Origin of the sequence: Ensifer sp. NPDC090286 (assembly GCF_044769565.1) — a bacterium.
GTDB lineage: Bacteria > Pseudomonadota > Alphaproteobacteria > Rhizobiales > Rhizobiaceae > Ensifer.
Window position 1 is genome coordinate 1632023 of record NZ_JBIVYF010000001.1, and the last position, 12947, is coordinate 1644969.

Sequence of the window (12947 nt, forward strand, 5' to 3'; positions counted from 1 at the left end):
ATGATCAAACTGCAACTTATAGAGGTTGATCGACCCTCATCTGCCCGCAAGCTGCCAGCGGCTTCCTTTGCAAGCTGTCCTTAGCCCTTTCCCATGACAGCGAAAACGATCCGCCTAACTCCCTCGGCGAAACTGACCCCGAGCGCCATTGCTGCTATGCCGGTGACGCCGAGCGCGCCGATTCCCATAAGCTTCCACCGCCGCACGTCATCGGTTACCGGCTTCATCTCCGCCACGTCGGCGACGATAGTCGCGGCAGAAGTCTCGAGATGTCCGACGCGGGCGACAAGCTCGTCCATCCGGCGATGGACAGCAGAACGGCTCTCCGCGGCTTTGTCCTCCGCTCGGTCGGCGCCCTCCTCTATCCGGCGCATGGTGTCTTGCAGGGCTCGCATCCCCGCCGCCAGTTCGCCAAGCTGGCGGTGCACTGCCGCATCAATGTCTGCTGGTGCCATCAGCCCCGTTCCCCGTGTCTTGTACATTCCGCCTTCGTCCAGATCGCCGCGGCGCAGATGCCGACGGCGGTCCGGTCAATCTTCCGCTGATCTGCCGGCGTCGCCCCGCGCGCGCCGATGAGATCAGTGCCGACCACGCGCCGGAGACCGTCCGCACTTGCCGGCGCCGTAGTTCCACACGCCGCCCCGATCGAGGCATAGGTCAAAATCGCTGCGAGCATTGCTCGCTGCATCACCGCTCGCATTGTTCTGCCTTTCAATCTTGGTGGTGACGGACTGCGCGCCGTCCGCGCGGATCTCGATGACGAGCCAGGTGATGCCGGCGAGCACGAGCCCGCTGACGACGAAGCGCGGCCACATGTCAGCGGGCCGGCGCGCGGTTCACCGACCAGCGGCCGGTGACGAACATGAACAGGGCGATCGAGCCGATGACGATCAGCAGCGCGGCGATGCCGGCGGCGTAGGGATTGTTGACGCCCAGCACCGCCGAAAGACCAGCGCCGCCGAACAAGCCACCGACAGTGGTCACCACCGTTCCGCTCTTCCCGGCCGGCACGTCGTCGGCCGCCGCCGCTGCCGGCTTAACGTCCGCGATTTCGGCCGGCGATCGGGCCGCCTCGAGCGCGTCGAGGAAGCTCCGGTAATACCCGGCGATCAGCTTCGCCTTGTCGGTGCTGATGATGCGTCGCGCGCCGACCGGATCGTTGTCGACCTGGTTGAAATAGTCGGTGAGCTTCTGGCCGGTGAAGAGCCCCTTGATCATGCCATCGAAGAGGATGCGAATGGCGGTTGCCATCTCGGCCGCCTTCTCCGGCGTCTTGGCAAGACCGAACTTCTCATAGTTTTCCTTGCCGGTAATCTGCGGCAGGCCCCGGCCGCGATAGAGCCAGCCGTCGTCGGGAGCCGTGTTGCCCATCCGGCCGCCATAAACCTTGTTCGCGAGCTTGCGCGGGTTTCGGGCGAAGGGTTTGGCGCTGGCGATCGTCGGAAGGCGGGTCGGCCACACCTCGGCGATGCGCTCTGCGGTATAGCTCAGGTTCTCCGTCACCGGCTGCATCATGGCGCCGGTCTCATGGAAGACGGTCGCCAGCATGTAGGCGAGATGGCGATTGTCGATCACTTTGCCGGTCGACTGGCGCCGATCCCACTCGTCGAGGATGGCGATCATGCCATCCTTCTGAGACTGCTTCATGCTCACGCCAAAGGGTGCGCGCTTCGCATAGGCGAAGAACGTTTCGCGGTTCATCGAATTTACCTCTTCGTTAGGAAAACAGGCCACCATCCAAGCACGGCATGATGCCGGCTGGGGGAACATGATGGGCTATGATTGGAATGGCGCTCGCGGGCGCCGGATGAAGATCGCGCGATTTGGAACGGCCGTCGCACTGGCGGCCCTGCTGGTATCGGTCGCGGCGCAGGTGGTGACGCGAGCGATCTAATTGGAACGTCGGCGGCCGAAGTTCGTTCAATCCCAATGAAGATCGATTGGGACTACATTCAGAAGCATTGGGATTGGCTCGGCCACATCGTCGAAGCTCTGGTTATGGCCGTGATCGTCGCCGTGCTGTTTATGGTCGCCTTTCCCTCTAAGACAGCATTTTTGCTCGGCCTCGCCTTCTCGGCCGGTCACTTTCACGGCCGAGAGAAACGCGATTATGAGACCAGCGTGAAGATGCGACCGCCACACCTCAAAGGCTATTTGATGTGGCGATGGAGTTGGGACCAGGCGACGGACTTTTGGCCCACGGCCGGCGTCGTCGCAGTCGTGGCCCTTTTGATCAAGTATGCAGGCTAGGCTTGCCCTGAAGGGAGCGCCGCCTCACTTGTCTCATGCCAAGTCGGGGACGCTTGCGCCGCCCCAAATCGCGCCCGCATAACCATGACGAAATCGGGCTCGTGCTTTTCGAGGGCCGATAACGTCTCGTTCAACGCGGCGACGACCGTGTCCAGACTGGTCGCGTGGCGCTCATTCTCTTCCAGCGCGAGCGCCAGCTGTTTCTTCAGGGATGCCGCGAGAGAGGACATATTACGCTCCGTAGTCGACGATGGCGGCAGCAATGATCGCCTCGGCCGTGGTCGCCTCGGCGACAGCCTTCTTCGCGCCGAGACGCTTGGCTTCGATACCGGCCGAGACGGTCTGCCATTGCTCAAAGGTCGCGATGATTTCGGCAGCCTTTGTCGCGACCGTGACACCGTCGATCGCCGCCTCGGCGACGATGTGCGGGATCTCGGCTTCGGGTGCCGGCGGGACAGCAACGGCCGCACGCGCCTCGGCGAGCTTCTGCTGATAGGCCATGACCTGACCGGAGCCGGGCGTGATGAAATTCTGCCGATACTTTTCGGCTTCGCGGTCGATCTTGCCGATCGCATCGGCGCGCAGCGCGACGAGATCCGGAGCGGGCTGAACCGGGTCCCACGAGGTGAACAGGCCCGCCAGCGCTGGCGGCAGCGCCGGCCAGTCCGACACCGGGTTATCGACAAAGGCGTCCTCTTGCTTGCCGAGTTGTGCGACGATCGCGTCCCGATCGGCCGCCGGCAGCAGCGCCGTGACGCGGCCAGCAATCTGGAACCAGTACTCGCGCTCGTTCATGATCTGCTGCCGGCCGAGCCACCATGCGGTGGCGGCCATCGAGCGATGGATAGTGCCGGCCGCCATCGCCGCGTGAAGTGCCTCCATCATCGGGTTGTAGTTGCTTTCAATGCTGTACATGCTGGTTTCCTTCAGGGTTGGGGGATGCCGAAGATGTAGTAGCGGATGCCGATGGGGGCGTAGGCGCCTGAGGTGCGCCAGTTTCCGGGACTGTCGCCACGATTATAGTAATCGCCGACATTGCCCCGGAAGGTATGGAACCGGACGTTGTTCTGCGTCAGCTCGCAATAGGTGCTTTCGCCGGCATGGTACTGGTTGCCGTTGTAGATGTACTTCAGCCGCTTCACGAACGGCAGGCGATACATGGCGTTCCACGAGCCGCTGACCGTGAAGCCGAGGGTCTGGTAGGAACCGCCGCCGTGAGCCGTGAGATATTTGACCATCGGGAACATGCCGGTTCCGTCGAAAGGAACGTCAACGATCACGTCGTTGCCGGCGGCGACGTTGAAGTAGCCCTCTGCGAGGATCTGCACCTGCGGCCAACGCGTATCGACGTAGATGTCGTTCCAGTTCGGCGGATTGGCCGAGCCGGGCCGAAGTAGCTGGAAGACGGCGACGCCGTTCTCAGTGAAAGTGCGCCAAACTCTGTTGCCGCCGCTCGTCGGCGGACTGTTGTCTTCGAGATAGAGGTAGAAGCGCGCCCGCATGGCCTGGCTGGCGGCAAAATAGATCTTGGTCCCGTCGAACCAGTACTCCGCACCGAAGTCGAGATCGACCGACGATGAAGGGTAGTTGATCACCGAGCCGTTATAGAAGTGGACATCCAGCGCCACCATGTCCGGAAGCGGGATGCCGGTTTCATAGAAGCTGACGCCAGCGGGAAGCGGGATGTCTGCAGCGGCAATCACCTTCACCGGGATCCGCGACGTGTCGATCGCGAGTTGCGCCGGGGTCGCCGAGTCGACGTGAAAACCGGGCTTTGCGATGACGAGGGCCTGCGGCGTGATCTTGAAGGTCTTGGTTCCGTTTGGCGCGAGCGGCGAGGCTTCGTCCAGGGGGACATTGTTTCCCGGCAGGTTCCAAACGATCAGGCGCTTGTCGCGCGACAGGAACTTGTTGAAGGCGTCGATGGTATCGCGTGCTGTAATCCTCGTCAGTGCTCCGTAGGCCATTGTACCGTACTGGCTGACCGAACCTGTGAAACCCTCGACCCAGCCAACCTGCGCGTAGTTCCCGACCGCATAAAACCCGCCCTGGCCGCGATAGTAGGAGCCGCTGTCGGTCCAATGGACCATCTGCTGGTTATAGCGATTGCTGCCGCCGCCTTTCTTGGCCTTCCAGTCAAAAAGCGGAACGTTGTAGCGCAGGTTTGGGAATGCCGAGTTGCGGTAAAACCACTCGCTCATGCCGCCGCCAGAGCCCTCCAATTTCTGGAAGTTGCTCGGCCCGGAGCCGGCCGGGTGGTAGTTATAGACCGCGCCGTCGTTCAGCCCCGGCCGCGATATGACGTTGCAAAGCTCCATGTCGGCGATGTTCACTTTCGGAAGCTTGCTGTTGTAGAGGAATTTCCAGCGCTCGTTGTCCGGCGTCGAATACGGATCATCGGCGTTGTTCTTCATGACCTTGACGGCGGCCGAGCCGGTGTAGTCGTTGCCAATTCGCCAGCGCGCCATCAGGTAAAGCCCTCAATCCCGCCAGTGTTGAAGTCGATCAAAAGCTTGCCATTGACGCTACGGGCCACGCCCGAGAAGTAGGCATCGCCGAAGCTGGCCGAGATAGCCGAAAGGCTGTTCACGCTCAGCTTGTTGGCAGTGATCGAACCGTCGACGATCAACTCGGCCGACGCCGCCCTGCGAAGAACCGGTTTCGACCAATGGACCGGATTTCCATAGACGCCCCAAGGCCGATCGGTGATCAGGAACATACGCATCTTGCTCTTACCGCTCGGCGCGGTCACGCGGCCACTGAGCTTCACCCAGCCGGTGTTCGCCGGCACAGAGGAAACCGTGGCGAAGTGCGAGGAGCCGCCCGCCTCGTCCATGAACTCGATCGAGAGATAGGCCGGATAGGTCGACACCCAATTCCAGCACCAGACAGAGGCGAAAAACACGTCGCCGGCCTGGCAGGGATAGACCGCCGAAATCGCGACGTTGCGTTCGTCGCCATAGACGCGCCACGCGCCATAATCCGCACCGGCCTCGGAGGCGCTGTTGAAGATGCCCTTGTTCTGGCCGTAGAGCGTCCACCCATCGGTAAGCCCCGTCGCGAAGTCGTTGACGATGATGTTGGAGAAGTCCGTCAGCACGAGCTGCTTGGCTGTGATCGAGTTGGCGGCGATATGGTTGGCGCCGACGCTGCCGGCAGCAATCTTCTCGCCGGTGATTGCAGCGGCCATGATCTTGTCGCCGGTGATCGCGCCAAAGGCGATCTTATCGGCGGTGACCGAGGCCGCATTCAGCTTCTCTGTCGTGATCGCCCCTGCAGCAACCTTGTCGGCAATCACCGCGCCGGTCGCGAGGTAATCGGGACCGATGAAGGTGAAGCCGCCAGGTTCCCAATCGGAATACGCGATCTGGTTAGGGCCGGCCTCGCCGAAATACGGTCGCACGACGAAGACATAGCTGTTGGCATTGCCCGCGACCGTCGGCTGCTTGCGGATGTAGAGTTCGGCGACGACTGCATTGGCCGGCGCGGTCGCCATCAGCCCGAGCTGGTAGTAGCCAGAGAGCGCCGTCCCGCCAAACGAGCCGCTGTAACCCGAGGAGACGTTTTCGGTGATGAAGTTGCCCGAGGCGTCAAACCACGAAATGCCGATGTAGGCGGGGCACCGGTGGGCGGCGACGAAGATGAACGCCTCGTAGCGCTTGCCGGGGATGACAGACAAGGTTTTCCCGGTCGCCACCTGCAGGATGCTCGGGTCCGCATTGGCGTCGTTTTGGCCCAACACCATGGTGCGCGGTTGCGTCGCCAGCGCCCATGGGTCGCCTGCGAGGTTGAAGGTGAACGCCCGGTTGGCGATGCCGTTCTGGTTCCAGGTCAACCAGCCCTGCCAGGCACCATAGAACTCGGTGTTGCGCAGCAGGTTCTTGCCCTTGCCGACGGCCATCTTTTCGGCCGTGATCGCCGCCGCCTGGATTTCGGTCGCGCCGATCGCCGCCGCCGCGACCTTGCCGGCGACAACGGAGAAGGCCGCAAGCTCCGAAGCCGTGATGGCGTTCGCGGCAATCTTCGGCGAGGTGATGGCGTCATCCGCGATCTGGGTGCCGGTGATCTGACCGACGACATCGCCGGCGGACGTCGCGGACGTCCAGTTGCCGCCCGTGAAACGGTAAAGCTTGCCATTGAAGAACGCCTGCCGACCTTCGAAGTTGCCGGTCGTTGGGAGCGCGCCAGAGATGATCTCGACCGGCGTGATGCCGGCGGCAAACTTCGTCAGCCCGATCGCCTGCTCGGCTATCTTGCCGGCCGAGATCGCGCCGTTCGCGACCAGCTCCTCGGTGACGGCTCCAACGGCGATCTTCGCCGACGACACCGCCCGCTCGGCGATTTTGAGGCTCGTCACGGCCTCGTTCATGATCTTCTCGGCCGTTACGGCGGCGTCGGCGATCTTCTGAGCAATGATCGAGTTGTCGAGGATATCGACGGCGGTGATCAGAGCGTTCGGCGTCGTGACGGTTTTCCAGTCCGACCATTCGGTTGGCCGATTTGAGTACGGCACGAACCTGCCGCGCACCTCATACTGCGTGTTCGGAAGGAATGTTCCCGGTAAAACCCACGCATAGGGTGGCGCATACGAAATAGCCTCGCTCTGGTAGACCACTTCCTGCGACGTTTTAAGGCGAACCTCGACCAGCACGTTCTTCACGTCATCCTGATCCGGCGAGCAGCTTACCTTGATAGATGGCCGGCGCGCGTTTTCGTAGGGCTCTACGGCCCAGCCGGTCATCACTTGCGGCGGCGGAACGATCGGCCCGGTCGGGCCGACCGAGACCGGCAGCTCCTTGTCCGACGACCAGCTATAATCTGCCGGGTCGATCTCGCGGAACGCCACCACCTGGTTGACGCCCGGCAGATCGTCCATGTCGCCCATGAGGAAGGCTTTGCTGTCGTACCCGTTGCGCACGGAGGTCCATTCGATCGGGTCGAGCGGTTCCAGCAGCCAAGCCTCCGGCGGCATGGTGCCCGTGTGCCGAATGAAGCGGCGCTCTTCCTCGATCGCCGCATACATCAGCCGCTGCACCTGCGTGCCATAGGGCACCATCGGATAGGAGAGGTCCGCAATCAGCCGCTGGCCGTCGTCGGCCGCCTCATAGGTCGCATTGTAGCGCGGCGGGGCGTCCTTCGTGGTCCAGTCTTCGGCCGGTTCCGGATAGTTGGCATGCGCGCCATTATAGGTCTGCTCGTGCGCCGGAAACTGATCCTGCTGCTGCTCGCTCGTGATGACGATGTCTTCGTCGGTGAACGCGTAGACGGGCAGCCCCGGCATGCCGCAGATGGTCTTGTAGATGCCGCCAAGCTCGGCAGTGCGGCCATTACAGCTCTTGTCGAGTTCCTTGATCGCCTCGATCGGCTGATAGTTCAAAACGATCTCGGCGCCGCAGCGGAACTGCTTTTCCGTACCGCCGCTGGCGACGGCGACCAGCCGGTCACACTCGTTCATCGCCGCCATCCAATTGGATGCCGGAAGCTGGAAGGCGGCCAGGTTCTGACCGCCATAGAACCACTCGCCGTTATAGGAGAGGCCGCGAAGCAGGTTGTATTGGGCGACCTTCGTGTTGTCGCTCCACTCATAGGTCGACGGATCGCCCCAGCGATGCGGACCCGAGCCGCCGGCCGTCGTGTCCTTGCGAAGGTCATAGAACTTGATGCCCTGAAGCACGAACTTGCAGCGCGGCGGGCTGGTCATCACCTCGCGGTTTACGCGTGCGGTAATGATCGCATAGGCGACCCCGCGGCCGATCATGTCCGCGAGCCACGGGCGCGTTGCATCGCCACCGAACGTGCTCGACAGATACGGGTCGACGGCTGTCTGCGTGCCGTCGCGGAACCGCACCCAAAGGTGATCCTTGCCGCCCTGACGATACTGAAGCACCGGATAACCGGCCTCGGCCGGCGCCGCGTTCCAGTCGATCGTGCATTTCTCGCCGTTGATCCAGATCGTGCTGGACATGCCGGCAATCGGCAGGTCGGAGAGCGAGATCACCAGCACGAGGTAGGCGTTCGGCGTCTTGCCGGCCTGCCCGTAAGAATTGACGTATTCAAGCTGCCCCGCCGTGGCATAGGTGCCGATGATGAACGACATCGGATTGTCGCCGCCAACTGTCATCGAGCCTTTGACGCCGGCCGGACGCTGCTCCTCGCGCTTCGAGCGGGCACGCGCCAGCAGCGACATGCCCGCCTTGAGCGCGACACCAAGCACGAGCTGCCCGATCGTGCCGATCTTGGCGACGGCGCTGATGATGCCGACGATAGCCGAAACCGGATCGGCATAGGCATGGGAGGTCGTTGCCAGCAGGAACCAGCCCGCCAGCAGCAGAACGGAAAGACGCATGAAGGATCAGACCCGGAAGAGGCGAGACGCCGTGAGAAGGTCGACAGAGCCGAGGCCGGCGCTATCAGGTTGCGTGACGAAGATGCGAGAGCCCTGCACGAGCCCGAGCGACCACGCGCCGCCGCCAAGGTCGAGGGCGGCGATATCGCCGATCTGGCCGAAGGCCGGTCCCTCCATCACTTCGGGCAGGATCGACGCGGCGAAGTCCGCATGATTGTCAAAGCCGAGCCGGCGAAGCTTCTTGAGGCCGCCCGCAAGCGTGGAGTACTTGCCGCGAAGCTTGGCGGCCGGGTCGGTGCCCGTCATCGCCGCGACGGCCCCGGCCGCGAACAACGCGCAGTCGTGCCGGCCATATTCGAACGGCAGCCGTCGCACGCTCGAGACGTAGGCGGCGAGGCGCGGATACCAATCGTCGAGCCGTTTCATTGACCGCCCCTGAACTGTTCCTGATTGCTGGATGCCGGAGGCGGCGTGAGCGTGCCCTTGTGTTCGCCCCACCAGAATTCCCATTGACCGGCGACGCCACCGTAGCGCCGGAAACGATCGCCGCTCCGGCGCTTCTGGCTTTCGTCCGACTTCTTCGCCGGGTTGGTGCGGGTGAGCACGCGGGCATGCGAAACGACATCGACAGCAATCCCGCCTTCGCCACCCTTGGCCGGCGTTTTGATCGGCGCCTTGTTGATGAAGCCGAATTGTTGAATGATCGGCGGCGCGATCAGCTCGTGAGTGTCGAGATCGAGGAAACCACGATGGATCTCGATCGGCGCCAACCGCGTGTTGTAGCCCCGGAACGCTTGCTGCACGGCGGCGCTCACCTGGCTAAGGGCGATTTGCACCGTGCGAATAGCGATTTCCGGAGAGCGCTTGATCTGGCCGACACTCAAGATTGCCCCCCAGGCGTGATAGGTGCGCGTGACTGGCAGGCCGGTCTCACCCGACATGACCGTCACGTCGACGGTATCTTCGCCATTCCAGAACCCGATCGATTCCAGCGCGCCGGTTGTCCGGTTCTTCGCCGTGATCCAGACGAAGCTACGCGGGATCACACCTTGGCGGGCCTGCACATAGGCAGACGTTGCGCCGTCTACTGCTCTGACCATGTCGGTTCCTTAGAGGGTCTGTTGCGCCTGGAAGCGCATGCCCGACGTGAAGACGTTTTCGCCGGCTCCCGGATCGAAAGAACCGGGAATGATCTTCATCTTGGGGGCGGGCTTGATCAGGGTGATTGCCTGCCCGACTGCCGCGCCGGGTTTCAGGTGCGGACGCACTTCGAAGGTGTTCGTGGCGCCGGCGCCGTTGGCTGTCGCTACTTCCGCAACACGGTGAAACGCACGGCGCACCGGGTTGCTGCCGTAGTCGTGGTGGAAGAGATCGCCGACCGAGAGCTTATAGCCGGCCGGCAAACCCGACACCGTCAGCGATTTCCGGTTGGCGCCGATCGATGCGATGGCCGGAGCGGCGGCGCCGAGGATTACGCCGCCGGGATCGAACCGTGGATACTGCTTGCGAGGGTCAAAGAGGTAGAAGGTTCCTATCGAACCATCCATGCTCTCTATCAAGGCCTGCACCTCCGCCGCGTCGGCATGGCGCAGGTCCATGATCGAAACCTCCGCCTTCCAGATCTTTGGCCCTAGATCCGCCGCCAGGAACTCGCCGGAACCGAGCCCGGAGTATTCCTCCTGCCCGTCGAGCCAGAACTTGACCGACGACAGCCGGAGCTTGTCAGCGAACTCCGCGATGGGCCGTGGAAAAACAAGCGCCATGATCAGCCCACCGCATAAGGATCGTTGTTGATTTCGCTGACGCGGCCGGGCAGGACCGATCGCGAAAACTCGTCGAAGCCCGCCTGCATCTGCTGCTCGGTCGCGACCCTCATGCGTTCCATCAATTCCTTGTCGCCGTTGCCGGAGACAGAGATCTTGCTGTGAAACTCAAAGCGGGTCGTCTGGTTCTGGTTCGCCGGTGCGCGCATCGGCGTCACGCCGGAAAGCCGGTGGTTCGGGATGACCTCTTCACCGCCCTTGAAGCGCACGAGCTCCGGCCCCTTCTCCCCGACCCAGGCAACACCCGGGCGGGCAGAAGGCGTCCCTGCCGCGTAGCCCCGCATTCCAGCCCAAGGATCGGCCGCGGACGAACCGCCGAAGAGACCACCAAGCAGGCCGAACAGACCGCCCCCGCCCTTGCCTGCGTTGCCGACGGTGAACACCGCGTCGATGACATCGGTCAGGAGCTTATCGGCGATCCGATCGAGGACGCCGAGTGCAGCATCTCCGAAGGATGCCCAAACCGACTTCCCGCGCTCAATGCCGGCAAAGAAGTCGTCGAAGAAGCCCCGCGTCAGGTGCTTCCCGAAATCCATCGCCTCGCCCATCAGGCGGGTCTGCTCCTCGATCGACGCCATGGTCTGAGCGAGTGCCGAAAGCTCGCTCTTCTGGACGTCGGTGAGTGAGATGCCGCGCTGCTGGGCCTCGTTCAGGAACTGCTGTTCGTAGCGGAGCGCGGCGGCGGCTTCGGCCGTCAGGCCCAGAGCGTCACGTTCCGCCTCAAGCATCGAGATCTGGCGCTCGGCGCCCTTCACGATGTCGTCGTATTTCTCAAGGTCGCTTTTGCCGCGCTTCGTCTTCGACTTCTCATCGACGTCGGTAAGACCCTTGGCGAGCTCTCGGAGTTTGTCGGACGCGGCCGATGCACCGCGGCCGATCGCGTCAACCACACCCCCGACGTAGTCTTTGCCCTGAGCCGAGTTGTAGGCATCACTGGCGGCCTTCATCGCTGCGCCAGCAGCGCCACGATAGGGGTTCTCAGGCCGATCAAACTTCACCGGCTCAATAATGAAATCATTGTAGTTCTTCAGTGGCTGCCCAATAGACTCCATCCAAAGGGCGTAATTGTTGACCAGGTTGTTGAGCCCATCCACTGCCTTCTGAACCATGGCTTCGATGCCGCCGATGACCCTATCAGCAGTTGAGTAGACGAAATCTCCGATGGCATCCGGCAACTTCCCCCAGACCGCCTTGATCGACTCATATCCACCGACGAAAGCCCCGATGACCGCGTTGACGCCGTTTTTCGCGTCGGCGACGATGTCGCGTCCGAAGATCCCCTTCAGTTCATCGCGGAAGACGATTGCCGCTGCGACAGCGGCGGTGATGCCGGCCACGAACGCGATTGCAGGGTTTGCCAAGGCGAACGCGCCCGCGACGATGCCTAGCTGCACGACGAGGCGTGCGAGAAGCGCAACCAACGAGATGATGCCGCCGACAATCGTTGGAGCGTATAGCAGGGTCAAAGCCGCTGCTGCTGCCACAGCAAATGGCGCGACCGGTTCAAGTACGTCCGCGAGACCGATCAATGCGGACTGAGCGAGTTTTGACCAGTTCGCAAGCTGCAGTAGCGCTGCAACAAGCGCAATGACGCCGATGGTGACAAGGCTCACCGGGGAAATGACCGACAGGAATGCTTCACCGAGTCCTCGGACGGGGTTCTCCATCGTCGACAGCACAGCTGCGAGCTGAGTTCCTTGCTGCAACGCGATCTGCATTGGCCCCATGCCCATCTGGGCGGAAACGGCGATGTCTTGGAATTGGGCGGCGATATTGGCGAGATTGCCTCGCCCCGCCGCGCCGTGGCTGTTCTGATTGGCAGCCACATTCAACAAATGGATTTGCTTCGATGCAGCAGCGGCCGCCGCGCCCTCACTTGCATACGCCTTCGCGGCCGCGGAAGCAGCACCAGTCACACCGCGATTGGCCACGGTGAGCCCCTCAACTTCTGCCTGCGCGCGCGCGGCCGCACCGGATACCTTGTTCAGTTCCGTCGTGGCGCGCTCGGTCCCGTCCGTCTTTACCTGGATGCCGAGTTGGGCGATGTCTGCCATAGCTTTTCCTTTTCGGAGAACGTGCGCTATCGTCCCGCCGATTCAATCGGAGGATGATCCATGCGCTTGGCTAGTTTGCTGTTGTTCCTCGCCGCCGCCCCTTCTGCGTCGGCGGCGTGTGGGCAAGGCGCCCCTCTCGTCGTCCTTGGCTGGACAGCCGCAGCGAAAGGCGAGGCTACCACCCAATACTCGCTTGAAATTTCCAGCTCTCTCAAGAAGCCGGCCCGGATGGTCTCTGGCTACGTCACGTTCCGCGATGCGCTGGGCAAAGACATGGGCGCCTTCGAGATTCCTCGCGATGACGCTGTTCCTGCGAATTCCAAGTTCGCGCTCGACATAGATGTCGGAAGTTTGGTTGTCCCCCGCATTCTAACCATCAACAAGGCCGATGTGGTCGTTGAGGCTTGCGTAGAAGGCGTGGTCTACGAAGACGGCACCAAGGAAGAATTCAAGTAGAAGGCGGCCCGAAGGCCG

General features: G+C 62.5%; 14 protein-coding genes. 2 read left to right on the forward strand and 12 right to left on the reverse strand.

The features are described from left to right. Positions 1-80: 80 nt before the first annotated feature. From ACIQUG_RS08120 to ACIQUG_RS08135, 4 genes are read right to left on the reverse strand one after another with little or no spacing between them, the layout of a single operon-like run. Entirely contained in the window at positions 81-455 is a 375-nt protein-coding gene (locus ACIQUG_RS08120; protein WP_402319477.1) for a DUF1515 family protein, read from the reverse strand. After that, a complete protein-coding gene (locus tag ACIQUG_RS08125) occupies positions 455-688 on the reverse strand; it encodes a hypothetical protein (protein ID WP_402319480.1) in 234 nt (77 codons plus the stop codon). The genes ACIQUG_RS08120 and ACIQUG_RS08125 overlap by 1 nt, the downstream gene beginning before the upstream one ends. Next, on the reverse strand, positions 579-815 hold the full coding sequence (locus ACIQUG_RS08130; protein ID WP_402320682.1) for a hypothetical protein: 237 nt from the start codon (positions 813-815) through the stop codon (positions 579-581). Before ACIQUG_RS08130 ends, ACIQUG_RS08125 begins: the two co-directional genes overlap by 110 nt. Position 816: 1 nt before the next feature. Further along, on the reverse strand, positions 817-1701 hold the full coding sequence (locus ACIQUG_RS08135; RefSeq protein ID WP_402319483.1) for a chitinase: 885 nt from the start codon (positions 1699-1701) through the stop codon (positions 817-819). A gap of 228 nt (positions 1702-1929) precedes the next feature. Here ACIQUG_RS08135 and ACIQUG_RS08140 point away from each other — a divergent pair, with 228 nt between their 5' ends. Beyond that, entirely contained in the window at positions 1930-2250 is a 321-nt protein-coding gene (locus tag ACIQUG_RS08140) for a hypothetical protein (RefSeq protein WP_402320630.1), read from the forward strand. Here ACIQUG_RS08140 and ACIQUG_RS08145 read toward each other — a convergent pair. Genes ACIQUG_RS08145 through ACIQUG_RS08180 form a run of 8 tightly spaced genes read right to left on the reverse strand, consistent with a single transcriptional unit; the run spans position 2247 to position 12473 of the window. Beyond that, positions 2247-2480 carry a hypothetical protein gene (locus ACIQUG_RS08145; RefSeq protein WP_402319486.1) on the reverse strand — a complete coding sequence of 78 codons (234 nt, stop codon included), beginning with the start codon at positions 2478-2480 and terminating at the stop codon, positions 2247-2249. The genes ACIQUG_RS08140 and ACIQUG_RS08145 overlap by 4 nt on opposite strands. Before the next feature lies 1 nt (position 2481). Beyond that, the gene (locus tag ACIQUG_RS08150) at positions 2482-3165 is read right to left on the reverse strand and encodes a hypothetical protein (RefSeq protein WP_402319488.1); all 684 of its coding nucleotides are present in this window, start codon (positions 3163-3165) and stop codon (positions 2482-2484) included. An 11-nt stretch (positions 3166-3176) separates the two neighbouring features. After that, positions 3177-4718: a hypothetical protein gene (locus ACIQUG_RS08155; RefSeq protein ID WP_402319490.1), complete on the reverse strand. Its 1542-nt coding sequence runs from the start codon at positions 4716-4718 to the stop codon at positions 3177-3179. Beyond that, a complete protein-coding gene (locus tag ACIQUG_RS08160) occupies positions 4718-8596 on the reverse strand; it encodes a phage tail protein (RefSeq protein WP_402319493.1) in 3879 nt (1292 codons plus the stop codon). Before ACIQUG_RS08160 ends, ACIQUG_RS08155 begins: the two co-directional genes overlap by 1 nt. A gap of 6 nt (positions 8597-8602) precedes the next feature. Next, complete coding sequence (locus ACIQUG_RS08165; protein ID WP_402319496.1) at positions 8603-9022, reverse strand: DUF6950 family protein; 420 nt, start codon at positions 9020-9022, stop codon at positions 8603-8605. After that, positions 9019-9696 carry a hypothetical protein gene (locus tag ACIQUG_RS08170; protein ID WP_402319498.1) on the reverse strand — a complete coding sequence of 226 codons (678 nt, stop codon included), beginning with the start codon at positions 9694-9696 and terminating at the stop codon, positions 9019-9021. The genes ACIQUG_RS08165 and ACIQUG_RS08170 overlap by 4 nt, the downstream gene beginning before the upstream one ends. Before the next feature lie 9 nt (positions 9697-9705). Continuing rightward, the gene (locus tag ACIQUG_RS08175; RefSeq protein WP_402319501.1) at positions 9706-10359 is read right to left on the reverse strand and encodes a hypothetical protein; all 654 of its coding nucleotides are present in this window, start codon (positions 10357-10359) and stop codon (positions 9706-9708) included. Between the two features lie 2 nt (positions 10360-10361). Beyond that, positions 10362-12473 carry a phage tail length tape measure family protein gene (locus ACIQUG_RS08180; RefSeq protein ID WP_402319504.1) on the reverse strand — a complete coding sequence of 704 codons (2112 nt, stop codon included), beginning with the start codon at positions 12471-12473 and terminating at the stop codon, positions 10362-10364. Positions 12474-12533: 60 nt separating this feature from the next. Between ACIQUG_RS08180 and ACIQUG_RS08185 the strand changes: the two genes are divergently transcribed. Beyond that, complete coding sequence (locus tag ACIQUG_RS08185) at positions 12534-12929, forward strand: hypothetical protein (RefSeq protein WP_402319507.1); 396 nt, start codon at positions 12534-12536, stop codon at positions 12927-12929. Positions 12930-12947: the final 18 nt, after the last annotated feature.

Excerpts from the sequence above, each read along its gene's own strand:
- ACIQUG_RS08120 (WP_402319477.1), bottom strand. The coding sequence starts at position 455 with ATGGCACCAGCAGACATTGATGCGGCAGTGCACCGCCAGCTTGGCGAA.
- ACIQUG_RS08125 (WP_402319480.1), bottom strand. The coding sequence starts at position 688 with ATGCAGCGAGCAATGCTCGCAGCGATTTTGACCTATGCCTCGATCGGG.
- ACIQUG_RS08130 (WP_402320682.1), bottom strand. The coding sequence starts at position 815 with ATGTGGCCGCGCTTCGTCGTCAGCGGGCTCGTGCTCGCCGGCATCACC.
- ACIQUG_RS08135 (WP_402319483.1), bottom strand. The coding sequence starts at position 1,701 with ATGAACCGCGAAACGTTCTTCGCCTATGCGAAGCGCGCACCCTTTGGC.
- ACIQUG_RS08140 (WP_402320630.1), top strand. The coding sequence starts at position 1,930 with ATGAAGATCGATTGGGACTACATTCAGAAGCATTGGGATTGGCTCGGC.
- ACIQUG_RS08145 (WP_402319486.1), bottom strand. The coding sequence starts at position 2,480 with ATGTCCTCTCTCGCGGCATCCCTGAAGAAACAGCTGGCGCTCGCGCTG.
- ACIQUG_RS08150 (WP_402319488.1), bottom strand. The coding sequence starts at position 3,165 with ATGTACAGCATTGAAAGCAACTACAACCCGATGATGGAGGCACTTCAC.
- ACIQUG_RS08155 (WP_402319490.1), bottom strand. The coding sequence starts at position 4,718 with ATGGCGCGCTGGCGAATTGGCAACGACTACACCGGCTCGGCCGCCGTC.
- ACIQUG_RS08160 (WP_402319493.1), bottom strand. The coding sequence starts at position 8,596 with ATGCGTCTTTCCGTTCTGCTGCTGGCGGGCTGGTTCCTGCTGGCAACG.
- ACIQUG_RS08165 (WP_402319496.1), bottom strand. The coding sequence starts at position 9,022 with ATGAAACGGCTCGACGATTGGTATCCGCGCCTCGCCGCCTACGTCTCG.
- ACIQUG_RS08170 (WP_402319498.1), bottom strand. The coding sequence starts at position 9,696 with ATGGTCAGAGCAGTAGACGGCGCAACGTCTGCCTATGTGCAGGCCCGC.
- ACIQUG_RS08175 (WP_402319501.1), bottom strand. The coding sequence starts at position 10,359 with ATGGCGCTTGTTTTTCCACGGCCCATCGCGGAGTTCGCTGACAAGCTC.
- ACIQUG_RS08180 (WP_402319504.1), bottom strand. The coding sequence starts at position 12,473 with ATGGCAGACATCGCCCAACTCGGCATCCAGGTAAAGACGGACGGGACC.
- ACIQUG_RS08185 (WP_402319507.1), top strand. The coding sequence starts at position 12,534 with ATGCGCTTGGCTAGTTTGCTGTTGTTCCTCGCCGCCGCCCCTTCTGCG.